We start from the raw sequence: 16,752 nt of genomic DNA on the forward strand, positions 1-16,752 counted from the left end.
TTGAAAGGCATTTATAAAATTGAATCATCGGTTCCTTGCAACGCAACCTTCATTTAAGCCTGGGAATACGGCTCGGGCGTCTCTACAAGGTCACCGTAAATGGCCTTACAATGAAGGGCGGATGGTTTATGGTCCTTTTGTCGGCATTCCGCCTTTCATTGGCGGGGCCGGCAATTTTTTGTAAAAGGATTGGAGATGCCGGGGCGGCCACACGCGGCGGAACGGCAGGGTCCGGCCATCGCGGCGGTTGGGATTTCGATGCGATGGGGAACGGCCGGCTCGGGCAAAATAGAAGCGGACAACATCTGTAGGCTGAAAGGACGGAGGATATGGAGCAGGACAAAATCATCGTCATCGACTTCGGCGGCCAGTATAACCAGTTGATCGCCCGGCGCATCCGCGACATCGGGGTCTACAGCGAACTGAAATCGCATAAAATCACGGCGGAAGAAATCCGTCGGGAACAACCGAAGGGCATCGTTTTTTCCGGCGGCCCGAACAGCGTTTACGCGCCTGATGCGCCGAAATGCGATCCGGAGATTTTTGAACTCGGCATACCGATTCTCGGCATTTGTTATGGCATGCAGCTGATCGGCGCCCATTTCGGGGCGAAAGTCGACCGGGCGGCGCGCGCCGAATACGGCCGGGCGACGATCGATGTTGCACCGGACGCGGCGCTTTACCGAGGGCAGCCCGCTCGGCAAACCGTTTGGATGAGCCACGGCGATCTCGTCGTCGAACCGCCTGAAGGCTTTGTGACGACGGCGCAAAGCGCGTCTTGTCCGGTCGCGGCGATGGAAAATCGGGAAAAGCGCATCTTCGGCGTCCAATATCATCCGGAGGTTCGCCACAGCGAATACGGCAATGAATTGTTGAAGCGGTTCGTCTTCGATATTTGCCAAGCCCGCGCATCTTGGACGATGGAACATTTCATCGACGAGATGGTGAACGAGATCCGGGAAAAGGTCGGCGATCGCCGCGTGTTGTGCGCTCTGAGCGGCGGGGTCGATTCTTCGGTTGCCGCGGCTCTCGCCCATAAAGCGATCGGCGATCGGCTGACGTGCGTGTTCGTCGATCACGGCCTTTTGAGAAAAGGCGAAGCGGAAGGTGTCGTCCGCACGTTCCGCGATCATTTTCACATCCATTTGATCCATGTGGATGCCAAAGACCGGTTTTTGGAGAAATTAAAAGGCGTGACCGATCCCGAACAAAAGCGGAAGATCATCGGCAACGAGTTCGTGTACGTTTTCGAAGAAGAAGCCGGCAAGCTTTCGGACATATCGTTCTTGGTTCAGGGCACGCTTTACACCGACATCATTGAAAGCGGCACGGATACCGCGCATACGATCAAGTCGCACCACAATGTCGGCGGCCTGCCGGAAAACATGAACTTCGAACTCATTGAGCCGCTTAAAACACTTTTTAAAGATGAGGTCCGCCGGCTCGGCACCGAATTGGGGCTGCCCGACGACATCGTTTGGCGCCAGCCGTTCCCGGGTCCGGGTCTGGCCATCCGGGTGCTCGGTGAAGTGACGGAAGAGAAGCTGGAGATCGTCCGCGAATCCGACGCCATCCTGCGCGAAGAAATCAAAAAGGCGGGCCTTGACCGCGACATTTGGCAATACTTCACGGTGCTGCCGGGCATTCAAACCGTCGGGGTCATGGGCGATGCGCGGACGTACGACCATTGCATCGCGATCCGGGCGGTGACGTCGGTCGACGGCATGACGTCGGATTGGGCGAAAATTCCGTGGAACGTGCTCGGGACGATCTCGACGCGCATTGTCAACGAAGTCGACGGCGTCAACCGGGTCGTCTACGACATCACGTCCAAGCCGCCGGCCACGATCGAATGGGAGTAAACACGAACATTAATTTGTGTTTGATAAAAAAAGTTCGTTTATGACGTTGACCACAGCGATCAACGTTGGTATAATAAGCCTGAACAAAAACAGAATACGAATAAACGTATAATCCGCGGGAATATGGCCCGGGAGTCTCTACAAAACCACCGTAAATGGTTTTACTACGTTTATTGCTAGGCTCAAGCCGCGACCGTTGCTTCGGCAGTCGCGGCGGGGGTTCGTACACCTTTGTCGCTTTTTTGCGGCAGAGGCGGGCGGCTATTGCCTTCAATAAACTTAGAGGCTTCGGGGGATGCTCCGAAGCCTTTTGTTGTCGATCCGTCCGGTACAATGCGCGGATCAAGGGCCGAGACTGCGGGAGGAAAACCATTTTTTAGAAGGGGTTGGGGGTTGTGAACGCGATTGCTCGCTATTTTCGTTTTTCCGAACTGAACACATCCTTTACGCAAGAATCCATCGCGGGATTAACGACGTTTTTATCCATGGCTTATATTTTATTTGTCAACCCGGCGGTGCTCGGCCACGCGCATATGAATACCGGCGCGGTTTACACGGCGACCGCGATTTCGGCGGCCATCGGTTCGCTCATCATGGGCATCCTGGCGCGCTATCCCATCGCGATTGCGCCGGGAATGGGTTTGAACGCCTTTTTCACGTTCACCGTCGTGCTCAATTTCGGCATCCCGTGGCAAACGGCGCTCGCGGGCGTCTTGATTTCTGGTATCGTTTTTGTCATCATCACGGTTTTTAAAATCCGCGAAAAAATCATCAACGCCATTCCGGAAAACCTCAAGCACGCGACCGCGTGCGGCATCGGATTGTTCATTGCCTTTATCGGTTTGAAAGGCGCCGGCATCGTGGTGAACAGCGACGCCACGCTCGTCGCGCTCGGCGATGTCACGAACCCGAAAACGCTGCTCGCTTTGTTCGGTCTCGTCGTCACCATCATTTTGTTGGTGCGCAAGGTGAAGGCTGCGGTTTTTTACGGCATGATCATCACCGCCGTCGCCGGAATCGTGACGAAACAACTGCCGCTTCCCGATCACGTCGTCGCGAAAGTGCCGAGCTTGGCCCCGACGTTCGGCGTCGCGGTCGAACATGTGGCCGACATTCATACCGGTCAGTTGCTCATCGTCGTTTTGACGTTCCTGTTCGTCGGCTTTTTTGATACGGCCGGCACGCTGATGGCTGTCGCTAACCAGGCGGGTTTGTTAAAAGACAATAAATTGCCGCGCGCCGGCCGGGCGTTGTTCGCCGATTCTTCGTCGATCGTCATCGGCAGCATTCTCGGGACGTCGACGACGACCGCTTACGTCGAATCTTCATCGGGCGTCGCCGCGGGCGGCCGAACCGGGTTTGCTTCGGTCGTAACGGCCATCCTGTTTTTGCTCGCGCTGTTCTTCTCGCCGCTTTTGGTCGTCGTGACGGATCAAGTCACGGCCCCGGCGTTGATCATCGTCGGCGTCTTGATGGCGTCCTCGATCGGCAATATAGAATGGAAACGGTTGGAAATTGCCATTCCGGCTTTCTTAACCATCGTGGCGATGCCGCTGACCTATAGCATCTCGACCGGCATTGCACTCGGCTTCGTCGCCTATCCGCTCACGATGTTGGTCGCGGGACGCGCCAAAGAGCTGCATCCGATCATGTACGGCCTGTCCGTCGTCTTTATCCTCTTCCTGCCGTTTCTCTCTTGAGAAAAAAGGACCTCTCGGCATCGCCGAGGCAGGTCCTTTTCCACCATATGCGGGCTTCGGCATGGCTTGAACCGACGGCCGCAACGTCCCGGAGCGGAAAAACATAAATCCCCGTCTGACCGCGCATCCTGTAATTAAGCGCAAGTTTCTTCCTTAGCGTAGGAAGACAATCATTTAAGGGGGGATGGCCGTGACGGGGCCGATATGGGTTTCATTTGGATTTTGGGTGGTCGGTGTCATCGTCATCTTGAGCGGCGGTTATATGTCGGTTAAGTTGCAGAAAGCGGGCGAAGCATTTAAAGAACGCGCCGAGCGGACGGCGTTCCGCGATCCGTCCGCGGGCATCGCTTACCGGATGGGAAGCGGGCTGATTGATTTGGTCCCATGGTATTATCTCCGCGTTCTATTCTTGATCGTCGGCGCCGTCATCATCGCGATCGGATTTGTCCCTTTGGCGTTTATTGGCGTCTAAACGTGAACGCGCGCTCCATAAGCTTTGATGTTGAAACGCCTGAATAACGATTTCCCGTTCAGATGCTTACGGAAGCACGCCCGGTTTTTTGCGACCGGCGGCGGCTCCCGTCGGCGGTCCCGGAAAGCGATTCGCCCCGCATGCGCCATCGGATTTGGACGCATTGCAGGGAACACGCGATCGCAGATAGCTTTGAGCGGTTTTCCGTTCACTCCTCGTCCGCAATGACGATTTCGCTCACTTCGAAGTGCGGGATGCGGCGCAGAGTGAGGATGAGCATGCCCGTTTTGAACACGGCTTCCACCGGCTCGTTCTGAACGGGAGCGGGCAAATCGACATGGCGTTCGAACGGGCCTTCTTGAATTTCTTCATGGACCGCCCGGTAATCGGCGAAGGGACGGTGGAGATGGCCTTTGATTTCCAAGCTTGTATGGTTGATGGTGATGCGGACGTCATCCATGCTGCGAATGCCCGGGAGCGCGATCAAGCAGAGCACATGATCGTCGTTTTCATAAAGATTGACAAGCGGCCAATCTCTCGCAAAAAAACCTTGAAACTCGTTCCAAAAGTCTTTGCCAAGGAAACCGCTGACCGTCCTTTTCCAGTCGTTCAATTTTTTGTTTTTCTGTTCTTCCATGGGCGTCACCCTCCTATTGAAAATATATTGGCGGTGCGCGGAAAACGTGTACTCGTTGGTGATTTTGAATTAAAAACCGAACATTAATTTGATTTATAGAATGTAATATTCGAGTTTTATCTTGACAGTCCCGGCGCCCTTTGTTATGCTGGGCGTGTGACAAACGGATAGGACCAACCTTGAGCTTCCTCATATAATTTTGGGAATATGGCCCAAAAGTCTCTACCCGGCGACCGTAAATCGCCGGACTATGAGGGAGAGCGACGGCATTCTCTGCGGTGACGACAACCCCCTGAATGTTCGTTTTCTCTCATTGTGAGGAAGCGGATGTTTCAGGGGGTTTTTTGTTGGAAGCACAGCCGTCGGCCAACGTCGGCAAAGGGTGAGAAAGGGGAGGATGTGAGTGGAACCGGCAATCGGCATTGTTATGGGCAGCCTGTCGGACTGGGAGACGATGAAACACGCCTGCGACGTGTTGGACGAATTGGACATTCCTTATGAGAAAAAGGTGGTCTCTGCCCATCGCACCCCCGATCTCATGTTTCAATACGCCGAAACCGCCCGCAAGCGCGGGTTAAAAGCGATTATCGCCGGAGCAGGGGGAGCCGCGCATCTGCCGGGCATGATCGCGGCCAAGACGACGTTGCCCGTGATCGGCGTACCCGTCCAATCCAAAGCGTTGAACGGGCTGGATTCGCTGTTGTCGATCGTGCAAATGCCGGCCGGGGTTCCGGTCGCGACCGTCGCCATCGGTGCGGCGGGGGCAAAGAACGCCGGGCTTTTGGCGGCCGAACTGTTGTCGGCGTTCGATGAAAGCGTCGCCCGGCGGCTAGCCGACTTTCGCAAAAAAATGGAACAAGACGTGTTGGAAAGCGGGGAGCGCCTTTGAAACGCATACGCCCAGGGGAAACGATCGGCATCCTCGGCGGCGGCCAGCTCGGCCGGATGATGGCGATCGCCGCCAAACAAATGGGTTTCCGAACGGCGGTGTTGGATCCGACGGCAGGCTGCCCGGCCGCCCAAGTCTCGGACATCGAGATCACCGCTTCATACGATGACCTCGGAGCGGCTCAGGAACTGGCGGCAGCGAGCGCAGTCGTAACTTATGAATTTGAAAACGTCGATGGGGCGGTCGCCCGGTATTTGGAGGACCATGCGTATTTGCCGCAGGGGGCGGAGCTGCTGCAAATCACGCAAGACCGCGCGCTGGAGAAGGCCGCCGTCCGGAACGCCGGGGAAGCGGTCGTGCCGTACCGGGTCGTCGTCACGAAAGCGGATTTGGAAAGGGCGCTTGCGGAGATCGGCTTGCCGGCGATTTTAAAAACGGCGCGGGGTGGTTACGACGGCAAAGGCCAGTTCGTTTTAGAAGAGGACAAACATGTGCTGGATGCCTTCCGGATGCTCGACGGCCGGACGGTTTTCGTGCTGGAGAGGCGGATTTCGTTTGAGAAAGAGCTGTCGGTCATCGTGACGCGGGGGACGACCGGCGAAGCGCGCGCTTTTCCCGCCGCGGAAAACATTCATGTCCAAAATATTTTGCATCAGTCGATCGTTCCGGCCCGCATCGATCCATCAATCCGGGAACGGGCCACCCAGACGGCGCTGAAAGTGGCGGAAGCGCTCGGACTCATCGGGACGCTCGCCGTGGAAATGTTTTTGACCGCGGACGGACGCCTGCTCGTCAATGAACTCGCACCGCGCCCGCATAATTCCGGGCATTACACCATAGAGGCCTGCGAGACGTCGCAATTTGAACAGCACGTCCGCGCGATATGCGGCTGGCCGCTCGGCCCCGTCCATTTGCTGAAACCGGCGGTGATGGTGAACGTGCTCGGCCAACACGTCGATCGCGTCCTCGCCGCGATCCCGCGATTGAACAACGCGCATCTTCACCTTTACGGCAAAGCGGAGGCGAAACCGAACCGCAAGATGGGGCATGTGACGATTTTGGCGGACACCGTCGAAGCGGCCTTGGCCGAAGCGGAAGCCTTAAAAATTTGGAACGACTAAGAGTGGAGGAAATGCCATGATCGGACGTTACACAAGACCTGAGATGGGGGCGATTTGGACCGAGGAAAACAAATACCGCGCCTGGCTGGAAGTTGAAATTCTCGCCTGCGAGGCGTGGGCGGAACTCGGCGTCATCCCGAAGGAAGACGTGCAAAAAATTCGCGCCAACGCTTCTTTTACGGTCCAACGCATTCACGAAATTGAAGAGGAGACGCGGCACGATGTGATCGCCTTCACGAGAGCCGTTTCCGAATCGCTCGGTGAAGAGAAAAAATGGATCCATTACGGTTTGACGTCGACCGATGTCGTCGATACGGCGCAATCCTACCTTTTAAAACAGGCGAATGCCATCCTCTTAAAAGACATTGAAAGATTCATCGAAGTGTTGAGAAAGCGGGCCGTCGAACACAAATACACCGTCATGATGGGGCGGACCCACGGCGTGCACGCGGAACCGACGACGTTCGGCCTCAAGCTCGCCCTTTGGCATGAGGAGATGAAGAGAAATCTCGAGCGTTTTAAGCAAGCGGCCGCTGCGATCGAAGTCGGCAAATTGTCCGGCGCCGTCGGCACGTACGCCAACATCGATCCATTTGTCGAGCGCTACGTGTGCGAAAAGCTCGGTTTAAAACCGGCGCCGATCTCGACCCAGACGCTCCAACGCGATCGCCACGCTCATTACATCGCGACGCTCGCCTTGATCGCTACATCCATCGAAAAATTCGCCGTCGAAATCCGCGGCTTGCAAAAATCGGAAACGCGCGAGGTTGAGGAATTTTTCGCGAAAGGACAAAAGGGTTCGTCGGCGATGCCGCACAAGCGCAATCCGATCGGATCGGAAAACATGACGGGCATGGCCCGCGTCTTGCGCGGCTATATGCTCACCGCCTATGAAAACGTTCCGCTGTGGCACGAGCGCGACATTTCCCACTCGTCGGCGGAGCGCATCATCTTGCCGGATGCGACGATCGCGTTGAATTACATGCTCAACCGTTTCACGCGCCTCGTCGACACGCTCATCGTCTACCCAGAAAACATGAAGCGCAACATGGAAAAAACGTTCGGGCTTCCGTTTTCGCAACGGGTGCTGCTCGCTCTGATCGATAAAGGCTTGAGCCGGGAAGAAGCGTACGATCGCGTCCAACCCGTGGCCATGAAAGCTTGGGAGACGGAGACGCCGTTCCAGGAACTGTTGGAGCGCGATCCGAAGATCACCGAATATTTGCCGCCCGAGGAAATCGCGGCTTGCTTCGATCCCTCCTACCATTTGAAAAACGTCGATGCGATCTTTAAACGGCTCGGTCTCGACTGAACCGGGCCCCGGCGCCGTTTGCGGAAGGCGGAATCGCTGCCTTTGCAAAGAACGGCGGCCCTTTGTTGTCGGCTTGTCCCGATAGGCTAGCCAACGAGTTTCCGAGCTTTCGAGTTTTGCGATCCACAGGATGAGGAGAGAGGCGGATGAAAAAGGAACTGTTGTACGAAGGGAAAGCCAAGCGCGTTTATCGCACCGGCCGAGCCGGCGAACTGCTCGTGGAATACAAAGACGACGCGACCGCTTTTAACGCGCAGAAAAGGGCGGTGATCCGCGGAAAGGGACGCCTGAACAATGCGATCAGCGCGCTGCTCTTTCAAATGCTCTCCGACGCCGGGGTAGCCAACCATTTCATAAAAAAATTGTCGGACACCGAGCAGCTCGTCAAAGCCGTCGACATCATCCCGCTGGAAGTCGTCGTCCGCAACCTCGCTGCCGGCAGCATGGCGAAACGCCTCGGTTTGCCTGAAGGGCGGCCTTTGAAGGCGCCGCTCGTCGAATTTTACTACAAACGGGACGACCTCGGCGATCCGCTCATCACTCAAGACCACATTTATGAACTGGAACTCGCCGCCGTGGATGAGGTGGCGCTCATCCGCGAGACGGCGCTTCGCGTCAACGCCCTTCTGTCCGCCTATTTCGACCGCTGCGGCATCCGGCTCGTTGATTTTAAGCTGGAATTCGGGCGGGAAGCGACATCGGGCGAAGTGATTCTCGCCGACGAGGTGTCTCCGGATACGTGCCGGCTTTGGGATAAAAAGACCGGCGAAAAGCTGGACAAAGACGTGTTCCGCCGCGACCTCGGCGATCTGGAAACCGCGTATCAAAAGCTGCTCGAAAGGCTGGTGCCATGGTCGTGAAGAAGGTAAAGGTTTTTGTCACTTTAAAAGAAAGCGTGCTCGACCCTCAGGGCAAAGCGGTGGAAGCGGCGCTTCATCAACTCGGGTTCAGCGGGGTCAAAGACGTCCGCATCGGGAAATATATTGAATTTGTTGTTGCGGACGGTGCGGATGGGGAACGCGACATCCGGGCGATGTGCGAAAAGCTTCTGGCCAACACGGTCATCGAAGACTACCGCTATGAGGTCGAGGAGGTCGTTTCCTTGTGAAGACCGCGGTGATCGTTTTTCCCGGTTCCAATTGTGACGCGGATATGTATCACGCCATCCGCGATAATCTTGGCCAAGAAGCCGAATTCATCTGGCACGAGGAAAAGTCGCTCGACGGTTTTGACGCGGTCATGATCCCGGGGGGATTTTCCTACGGCGATTATTTGCGCACGGGGGCGATCGCCCGCTTTTCCCGGATCATGCCGGCGCTCGTCCAGGCGGCTGAGGCGGGCAAGCCGATTCTCGGCGTTTGCAACGGCTTTCAAATTCTTCTTGAAGCCGGCCTCCTGCCGGGCGCGATGCTCCGAAACCGCGGGCTGAAATTCATCTGCCGGCCGGTCGAACTCGAAGTCGTCAACAACCGAACCCTGTTTACCTCGCTTTATGAAACAGGCGAGACGATCACGATTCCGATCGCCCACGGGGAAGGCAATTACTATTGCGATGAAACGACGCTGTCGGCACTCAAAGCCGCTGGGCGCATCGTTTTCAAATACCGGGACAATCCGAATGGATCGGTGGGCGACATCGCCGGCATCGTGAACGAAAAAGGCAACGTCCTCGGCATGATGCCTCACCCGGAGCGAGCCGTCGACGCCCTGCTCGGTTCGGCCGACGGTTTGAGGCTCTTTCAATCGATTTTGAAGCATTGGAGGGAATCCCGTGCCGCGCTTGTCCGTTGAACCGACGCCGGAAGAGATTTTTCGAGATAAAAGATATCGCGAAATGGGGCTGTCCGATCAGGAATACGAGAGGATCACGGCCATCCTCGGCCGCAAGCCCAATTACACGGAAACCGGTTTGTTTAGCGTCATGTGGTCGGAACATTGCAGCTATAAAACGTCCAAACCCGTCCTCAAGCGCTTCCCGACGACCGGCCCCCACGTCCTGCAAGGTCCCGGAGAAGGCGCCGGCATCGTCGACATTGGGGATGGGCTCGCCGTCGTCTTTAAAATCGAAAGCCACAACCATCCGTCCGCCATCGAGCCGTATCAAGGAGCGGCGACCGGCGTCGGCGGGATTATCCGCGATGTCTTTTCGATGGGCGCGCGCCCGGTCGCCCTTTTAAATTCCTTGCGCTTCGGACCTTTGGCTTCCGAGCGCGTCCGTTATCTGTTGGAACAAGTCGTCGCCGGCATCGCGGGTTACGGGAATTGCGTCGGCATTCCCACGGTCGGAGGCGAGGTGGCCTTCGCCGACTGTTATGAAGGAAACCCGCTCGTCAACGCGATGTGCGTCGGACTGATTCGCCATGAAGACATTCAGGTCGGGCGGGCGAGCGGCATTGGGAATACGGTCATGTACGTTGGCGCGGCGACCGGCCGCGACGGCATCCACGGCGCCACCTTCGCTTCCGAAGAATTGACGGATGATTCCGAAGAAAAACGGCCCGCCGTTCAAGTCGGGGATCCGTTTATGGAAAAACTGCTCCTCGAAGCCTGCCTCGAACTCGTCCGCTGCGATGCGCTCGTCGGCATGCAGGATATGGGCGCGGCGGGCTTGACGTCCTCGGCGAGCGAAATGGCTTCCAAAGCCGGCGTCGGCATCGAGATGAACCTTGATCTCGTTCCCCAGCGGGAAGCGGGCATGACGCCCTATGAGATGATGTTGTCCGAATCGCAGGAACGCATGCTCCTCGTCGTGGAACGCGGGCGCGAAGCCGAAGTGCAAAACATCTTTAAAAAATGGGGATTGCACGCGGTCGCCGTCGGCACGGTCATTGAAGAAAAGGTGTTTCGCCTCTTTCACAAAGGGTGCATCGTCGCGGAAGTACCGGTTGATGCCCTCGCCTCCGATGCGCCCGTCTATCACATGCCTTCGAAGGAGCCGGAGGCGTATCGCAGCCACCAATCCCGGCCCTCGTGGCGACCGGACGATCTCGATCCCGCCCGAACGCTCTATCGTTTGCTCGGCGACCCGACGATCGCGAGCAAGGAATGGATATACGATCAATACGATTACATGGTGCAGACGAACACCGTCGTCGCGCCCGGATCGGATGCCGCCGTCATCCGCATCCGCGGGACGAAAAAGGCGCTCGCGCTGACGACCGACTGCAACGCCAACTATTTGCGGCTTGACCCGGAAGTCGGCGGGCAAATCGCCGTTGCCGAAGCGGCGCGCAACATCATCTGTTCGGGCGGTCGGCCGCTCGCTGTCACGGATTGCTTGAATTTTGGCAATCCCGAGAAACCCGAGGTGTTTTGGCAGCTCGAAAAAGCGGTCGACGGGATGAGCGCGGCCTGCCGTGCGCTCGAAACGCCGGTCGTCAGCGGCAATGTTTCCCTTTATAACGAAAGCGGCCGCCGGGCCATCGACCCCACGCCGGTCGTCGGCATGGTCGGCCTGATCGAGGCGCCGGATCATATCACGACCAGCCGGGTCAAAAAAGCGGGCGACGTCCTTTATGTCATCGGACGCGCCCGCGGGGAATTCGGAGGAAGCGCCTTGCAGCGCCTCCTGACCGGCGACGTTTTCGGCCGTCCGCCGCGATTGGATTTAGAGTTGGAGAAAAAGCGGCAGCAACAGCTTTTGGAGGAAATCCGGAACGGGCGGATTCAGAGCGCTCACGATCTCTCCGAAGGCGGTCTCGCCGTCGCCCTCTGTGAGAGCTTGTTCGGAACGGGACTCGGGGCGACCATACGGATTCAAGGGGATGCGATCGCCGAGTTATTCGATGAAACCCAGTCGCGTTTTCTCGTCTCCGTCAAACCCGAAGAGGCCGAACGGTTTGAGGCCCATGTCGCTGACGCCGTTCGTCTCGGTGAAGTGACCGCCGAACCGCGACTGATCGTTGCCGGCGAAACCGGCGCGTTCATTGATGAAGCCGTCGATCGTTTAGAAAAGGCGTGGAAAGGAGTCCTCCCATGCTATATGGATTCAAAGACCGCGAATTGAACGAAGAGTGCGGCGTCTTTGCGATTTGGGGACATGAAAACGCCGCCCACCTCGCCTATTACGGATTGCACAGCTTGCAGCACCGCGGTCAGGAAGGCGCCGGGATCGCCGTCACCGACGGCGAAACCCTTCGTTTTCACAAAAACACGGGACTCGTCAACGACGTGTTCACAAGGGCCGCGCTGGATGACCTTAAAGGCTATGCCGCGATCGGGCACGTGCGCTATTCCACGCAAGGCGAGAGCAATTACGCGAACGTCCAGCCGCTCGTCTTCCGCTCGCAGACCGATGCGCTGGCGATCGCGCATAACGGAAATCTCGTGAACGCGCATGCCTTGAGGACCCAATTGGAAAGCCAGGGCAGCATCTTTCAGACGACATCGGATACGGAAGTGCTGGCGCATCTGATCAAGCGCGGCCGCGGTTCCAATTTTATCGAGAAGGTAAAACGGGCCTTGCGCATGCTCAAGGGGGCCTATGCCTTTGTTCTTCTTACGGAAAACCGCTTGCTCGTCGCCCTTGATCCCCACGGCTTTCGGCCGCTCGCCCTCGGCCGACTCGGCGACGCTTATGTCGTCGCGTCGGAGACGTGCGCGTTCGATGTCATCGGGGCCACCTACGTTCGCGACGTTGCGCCGGGCGAGCTCATGGTGATCGACGGATCGGGGCTGTCGTCCGAGCGTTTCAGCCCCGTGAACGAGCGAGCGATCTGCAGCATGGAGTACATCTATTTTTCCCGTCCGGACAGCAATATCGACGGCATTAACGTTCACTCGGCAAGAAAGAGGCTCGGCATGGCGCTCGCCGACGAAGCGCCGGTCGAAGCCGACGTCGTCACCGGTGTGCCGGATTCGAGCATCTCGGCCGCCATCGGGTATGCGGAAGCCTCCGGCATCCCATATGAACTGGGCCTGATTAAAAACCGCTACGTCGGGCGTACGTTTATCCAGCCGTCCCAAGAGCTCCGGGAACGCGGGGTAAAGATGAAATTGTCGGCGGTGCGCGGCGTCGTGGCCGGAAAGCGCGTCGTCATGGTCGATGATTCCATTGTCCGCGGCACGACGAGCCGGCGCATCGTGCGTTTGCTGCGAGAGGCCGGGGCGCGGGAAGTCCACGTCCGCATCAGTTCGCCGCCGATCACGCATCCTTGTTTTTACGGCATCGATACGTCGTCATCGAGCGAGCTGATCGCTTCCAATCACACCGTCGAGGAAATCCGCCGGCTCATCGGCGCCGATTCCCTCGCCTACTTGAGCATCCCCGGCATGTTGAAAGCGATTGGCCGCGATCCCGGACAACATCCATGCGGGCAATGCCTCGCGTGTTTCACCGGGCGCTATCCGACGGAAATTGATGATACGGCGCTTCCCCACAAGAAGGAGCGGCTCCTATAAAGCCGGGTTAACCCTGTCCAGACGGCCGGCGCTGTCGGCATGGGCCTCTTCAGCGGCCGGCTCCATAGCAAAGGCGCCGCCGGCAGAACCGAGCGTTTCCGTTCAGACAAAAGTTTTCAGTCGGAAGAACACACATAAGGGGAGAGAACCGCATGAGTGAAGCCTATCAAAGAGCGGGCGTCAACATCGAGGCGGGGTACGAGGCCGTACAAAGGATCAAGGCGCATGCCGCCCGCACGCGGCGGCCGGAGGTGCTTGACGGCATTGGGGCGTTCGGCGCCGCGTTTGATTTGTCGCGCACGGGGATGAATGAGCCCGTTCTCGTCACCGGCACGGACGGGGTCGGAACGAAGTTGATGGTCGCCCAAGCCATGGACGACCATACGACCATCGGGATCGATGCCGTCGCGATGTGCGTCAACGACATCGTGACGCAAGGCGCCGAACCTTTGTTCTTTCTCGATTATATCGCGTGCGGGAAGCTGGAACCGAACACAATCGAACAAATCGTCAAAGGGATCGCCGACGGTTGCGAACGGGCCGGCTGCGCATTGATCGGCGGCGAGACCGCGGAAATGCCGGGCATGTACCCGCCCGATGAGTACGACATCGCCGGGTTCGCCGTCGGCGCGGTCGAAAAAACGAAACGCATCACGGGGAAAGCGATTGAGGCGGGCGACGCGCTGATCGGACTGGCTTCCGACGGCTTGCACAGCAACGGCTTTTCGCTCGTCCGCAAGATCGTGCGCGAGGCGGGCATTCGCTACGATGAGCCGTTTCCTCCGACCGGGCGCATGCTCGGCGCCGAGCTCCTGAGGCCGACGCGCCTTTACGTCCGGCCGTTGCTCGCCCTCATGCGGGACTGCGAAATCCGGGGCATGGCGCACATCACGGGCGGCGGGCTTTATGAAAACGTTCCGCGCATGTTGCCGAAAGGCCTCGGCGCTCTCGTCGATGCCCGCACCTGGCCGATTCCGGCGATCTTTTCTTTCCTTCGGGAAAAAGGGGGACTGACCGCCAATGATCTCTACGCCACTTTTAACATGGGCATCGGCATGGTCATCGCCGTGCGTGCGGAGGATGCCGATGCGGCCGTCCGCCACTTGATCGAACACGGCGAGAAGGCCTACCGGATCGGCGAAGTGATTACGGGCGGAGGCCTCCGGATTGAGGGAACGGGCTTATGAGAAGGATGGCCGTGTTCGCCTCGGGAACGGGCAGCAATTTCGAAGCGATCGTGCGCGCCGCGCACAGCGGGCAAATCCCGGCCGAAGTCGTTTTGCTCGTCTGCGACAGACCCGGCGCTCCGGTCGTCGCCAAGGCGCAAGCCGCGGGCATCCCGGTCTTTGTCGCCGCGCCGAAGACCTTTCCAGACAAGGCCGCCTATGAACGGGCGGTATTGGCCCGGCTTCACGAGAAGGACGTGACGTTCATCGCGCTTGCCGGCTATATGCGCCTCATCGGCCCCACGCTTTTAAACGCTTATCCGGAGCGCATCGTCAACATTCATCCGTCGCTTTTGCCCGCGTTTCCAGGGCGGAACGCGATCGCCCGCGCGCTTGAAGCGGGGGTGAAGGTGACCGGGGTGACGATCCATTATGTGGACAGTGGCATCGACAGCGGGCCGATTATCGCCCAGCGCGCGGTGGAAATTTTGGAGGGAGATACCGTCGAGACGCTGTCCGAACGCATCCATCGGGTGGAACACGTTTTGTATCCGGAGACGTTGGCCCGGTTGTTGAAGAAGGAAAACCCAATGGGGATCACTTATGCGAAGGAGCGGATGTTCTGATGGCCAAACGGGCTCTCATCAGTGTATCGGATAAAAGCGGATTAATCCCGTTCGCCCGAGCCCTTGTTGAGCTCGGCTTTGAAATCGTTTCGACCGGCGGCACGAAAACGGCCTTGGAAGCTGCCGGAGTGGCCGTCACTCCGGTGGCGGAAGTGACGGGTTTTCCGGAACTGCTCGACGGCCGGGTGAAAACCCTCCATCCGATGATTCACGGCGGCCTGCTCGCCGATTTGCGCAATCCCGGCCATGCCGAAGCCATCAAAGCGCAAGGCATTCAGCCGATCGATCTCGTCGTCGTCAATCTTTATCCATTTAAAGAAACCGTGGCCCATCCGAGCGTCGCATATGAAACGGCGATTGAAAACATTGACATCGGCGGGCCCGCGATGTTGCGATCGGCGGCAAAAAACCACGCCCGCGTCACCGTGGTGTGCGATCCGGCGGATTATGATGCCGTTCTTCGTGAATGGCGGGAAAATGGCGAGCCGTCTTATGAGCTGAGACAAAAGCTGGCGGCCAAGGCGTTTCGCCACACCGCCGCTTATGACGCTGTGATTGCGGACTATTTGACGAAACAAACCGGGGAACGCTTCCCGGAGACATTGACGCTCACCTTTGAAAGAAAACAAGCGCTTCGTTACGGCGAAAATCCGCACCAAGAGGCCGCTTTCTATAAAGAATTGTTTGCGGACGACCGGTCGATCGCCGCCGCCGTGCAACTGCACGGCAAAGCGCTATCCTATAACAATATCCGCGACGCCGATGCCGCCCTCCAGATCGTCCGCGAATTTGACCGCCCGGCCGTTGCCGCGGTCAAGCACATGAATCCGTGCGGCATCGGAATCGGAGAAACGATTGAAGAAGCTTACGCCAAAGCCTATGAAGCGGATCCCGTTTCGATCTTCGGCGGAATCATCGCCGCGAACCGTCCGATCGACGCGGCGACCGCTGCGGAAATGGCCAAGCTTTTCCTGGAAATCATCATCGCCCCGGCATTCACGCCCGAAGCTTTGGCGATCTTGACCAAGAAGAAAAACATCCGCCTCCTGACCGTGAACATGGCGGAAGCGGACAAAGATGATCGCGTGCTCACGTCCGTCAGCGGCGGTCTATTGATCCAGGATGCCGATCGATTGGGGCTGGACGACGCCCGCCTGAGTTATCCGACGAAGCGGCGGCCGACCGCCGAAGAGATGCGGAGCCTGGCCTTGGCATGGAAAGCGGTCAAACATGTGAAGTCGAACGCCATTGTGCTCGTTAAAGGCGACCGGACCGTCGGCGTGGGGGCGGGACAGATGAACCGCGTCGGAGCGGCGCGGATCGCCATCCAGCAAGCCGGCGCCGAGGCCAAAGGGGCCGTCATGGCTTCCGATGCGTTTTTCCCGATGCCCGATACGGTCGAAGAAGCGGCGAAGGCCGGCGTGACGGCGATCATCCAGCCCGGCGGATCGATTCGCGATCAAGACGCGATCGACAAGGCCGAGGAATACGGCATCGCCATGGTCTTCACCGGCATCCGCCATTTTAAACACTAAGAATGTTTTGCTGAGGATAAAGGAAGCGGAAG

At 58.0% G+C, this 16,752-nt stretch carries 15 protein-coding genes and 3 riboswitches; of the genes, 14 read left to right on the forward strand and 1 reads right to left on the reverse strand.

Annotation, left to right across the window (positions count from 1 at the left end; translation table 11 throughout):
* Positions 1–29: 29 nt before the first annotated feature.
* Positions 30–131: riboswitch (purine riboswitch) on the forward strand.
* Positions 132–329: 198 nt separating this feature from the next.
* The 3 genes from guaA (at position 330) to CCB157_RS02045 (ending at position 4,034) form a co-directional block, all read left to right on the forward strand.
* Positions 330–1,862, forward strand: coding sequence for a glutamine-hydrolyzing GMP synthase (gene guaA / locus CCB157_RS02035; protein WP_077614267.1), 1,533 nt, complete (start codon positions 330–332; stop codon positions 1,860–1,862).
* Between the two features lie 84 nt (positions 1,863–1,946).
* Positions 1,947–2,049: riboswitch (purine riboswitch) on the forward strand.
* Between the two features lie 217 nt (positions 2,050–2,266).
* The gene (locus CCB157_RS02040; protein WP_077614300.1) at positions 2,267–3,562 is read left to right on the forward strand and encodes an NCS2 family permease; all 1,296 of its coding nucleotides are present in this window, start codon (positions 2,267–2,269) and stop codon (positions 3,560–3,562) included.
* A gap of 190 nt (positions 3,563–3,752) precedes the next feature.
* The gene (locus CCB157_RS02045; protein ID WP_077614268.1) at positions 3,753–4,034 is read left to right on the forward strand and encodes a hypothetical protein; all 282 of its coding nucleotides are present in this window, start codon (positions 3,753–3,755) and stop codon (positions 4,032–4,034) included.
* A gap of 208 nt (positions 4,035–4,242) precedes the next feature.
* Here the strand turns inward: CCB157_RS02045 and CCB157_RS02055 are convergent, their stop codons facing one another.
* Positions 4,243–4,671, reverse strand: coding sequence for an Hsp20/alpha crystallin family protein (locus CCB157_RS02055; RefSeq protein WP_077614270.1), 429 nt, complete (start codon positions 4,669–4,671; stop codon positions 4,243–4,245).
* 169 nt (positions 4,672–4,840) lie between these two features.
* Positions 4,841–4,942, forward strand: a riboswitch (purine riboswitch).
* Between the two features lie 132 nt (positions 4,943–5,074).
* On the opposite strand from CCB157_RS02055, the gene purE reads away from it, so the two are divergent.
* The 11 genes from purE (at position 5,075) to purH (ending at position 16,720) form a co-directional block, all read left to right on the forward strand.
* Positions 5,075–5,560 carry a 5-(carboxyamino)imidazole ribonucleotide mutase gene (purE, locus tag CCB157_RS02060; RefSeq protein ID WP_077614271.1) on the forward strand — a complete coding sequence of 162 codons (486 nt, stop codon included), beginning with the start codon at positions 5,075–5,077 and terminating at the stop codon, positions 5,558–5,560.
* A complete protein-coding gene (gene purK / locus CCB157_RS02065; RefSeq protein WP_077614272.1) occupies positions 5,557–6,681 on the forward strand; it encodes a 5-(carboxyamino)imidazole ribonucleotide synthase in 1,125 nt (374 codons plus the stop codon). Before purE ends, purK begins: the two co-directional genes overlap by 4 nt.
* 16 nt (positions 6,682–6,697) lie before the next feature.
* Positions 6,698–7,993 (forward strand): adenylosuccinate lyase, encoded by a 1,296-nt coding sequence (purB, locus tag CCB157_RS02070; protein ID WP_077614273.1) that lies wholly within the window; start codon positions 6,698–6,700, stop codon positions 7,991–7,993.
* A gap of 146 nt (positions 7,994–8,139) precedes the next feature.
* Positions 8,140–8,853 (forward strand): phosphoribosylaminoimidazolesuccinocarboxamide synthase, encoded by a 714-nt coding sequence (gene purC / locus CCB157_RS02075; RefSeq protein WP_077614274.1) that lies wholly within the window; start codon positions 8,140–8,142, stop codon positions 8,851–8,853.
* Positions 8,850–9,101 (forward strand): phosphoribosylformylglycinamidine synthase subunit PurS, encoded by a 252-nt coding sequence (gene purS, locus CCB157_RS02080; protein WP_077614301.1) that lies wholly within the window; start codon positions 8,850–8,852, stop codon positions 9,099–9,101. Before purC ends, purS begins: the two co-directional genes overlap by 4 nt.
* The gene (purQ, locus tag CCB157_RS02085; protein ID WP_077614275.1) at positions 9,098–9,784 is read left to right on the forward strand and encodes a phosphoribosylformylglycinamidine synthase subunit PurQ; all 687 of its coding nucleotides are present in this window, start codon (positions 9,098–9,100) and stop codon (positions 9,782–9,784) included. The genes purS and purQ overlap by 4 nt, the downstream gene beginning before the upstream one ends.
* The gene (gene purL / locus CCB157_RS02090) at positions 9,765–11,999 is read left to right on the forward strand and encodes a phosphoribosylformylglycinamidine synthase subunit PurL (RefSeq protein ID WP_158077170.1); all 2,235 of its coding nucleotides are present in this window, start codon (positions 9,765–9,767) and stop codon (positions 11,997–11,999) included. The genes purQ and purL overlap by 20 nt, the downstream gene beginning before the upstream one ends.
* Entirely contained in the window at positions 11,969–13,393 is a 1,425-nt protein-coding gene (purF, locus tag CCB157_RS02095) for an amidophosphoribosyltransferase (RefSeq protein ID WP_077614276.1), read from the forward strand. The genes purL and purF overlap by 31 nt, the downstream gene beginning before the upstream one ends.
* Positions 13,394–13,545: 152 nt before the next feature.
* A complete protein-coding gene (gene purM / locus CCB157_RS02100) occupies positions 13,546–14,580 on the forward strand; it encodes a phosphoribosylformylglycinamidine cyclo-ligase (protein ID WP_077614277.1) in 1,035 nt (344 codons plus the stop codon).
* Positions 14,577–15,185 carry a phosphoribosylglycinamide formyltransferase gene (gene purN, locus CCB157_RS02105; protein ID WP_077614278.1) on the forward strand — a complete coding sequence of 203 codons (609 nt, stop codon included), beginning with the start codon at positions 14,577–14,579 and terminating at the stop codon, positions 15,183–15,185. The genes purM and purN overlap by 4 nt, the downstream gene beginning before the upstream one ends.
* Positions 15,185–16,720: a bifunctional phosphoribosylaminoimidazolecarboxamide formyltransferase/IMP cyclohydrolase gene (gene purH / locus CCB157_RS02110; protein ID WP_077614279.1), complete on the forward strand. Its 1,536-nt coding sequence runs from the start codon at positions 15,185–15,187 to the stop codon at positions 16,718–16,720. Before purN ends, purH begins: the two co-directional genes overlap by 1 nt.
* Positions 16,721–16,752: the final 32 nt, after the last annotated feature.

This window comes from Caenibacillus caldisaponilyticus (assembly GCF_002003465.1).
Lineage (GTDB): Bacteria > Bacillota > Bacilli > Bacillales > Sporolactobacillaceae > Caenibacillus > Caenibacillus caldisaponilyticus.

Coding starts and splice junctions, on each gene's coding strand:
- guaA (WP_077614267.1), top strand. CDS start 330: ATGGAGCAGGACAAAATCATCGTCATCGACTTCGGCGGCCAGTATAAC.
- CCB157_RS02055 (WP_077614270.1), bottom strand. CDS start 4,671: ATGGAAGAACAGAAAAACAAAAAATTGAACGACTGGAAAAGGACGGTC.
- purB (WP_077614273.1), top strand. CDS start 6,698: ATGATCGGACGTTACACAAGACCTGAGATGGGGGCGATTTGGACCGAG.
- purC (WP_077614274.1), top strand. CDS start 8,140: ATGAAAAAGGAACTGTTGTACGAAGGGAAAGCCAAGCGCGTTTATCGC.
- purF (WP_077614276.1), top strand. CDS start 11,969: ATGCTATATGGATTCAAAGACCGCGAATTGAACGAAGAGTGCGGCGTC.
- purM (WP_077614277.1), top strand. CDS start 13,546: ATGAGTGAAGCCTATCAAAGAGCGGGCGTCAACATCGAGGCGGGGTAC.
- purN (WP_077614278.1), top strand. CDS start 14,577: ATGAGAAGGATGGCCGTGTTCGCCTCGGGAACGGGCAGCAATTTCGAA.
- purH (WP_077614279.1), top strand. CDS start 15,185: ATGGCCAAACGGGCTCTCATCAGTGTATCGGATAAAAGCGGATTAATC.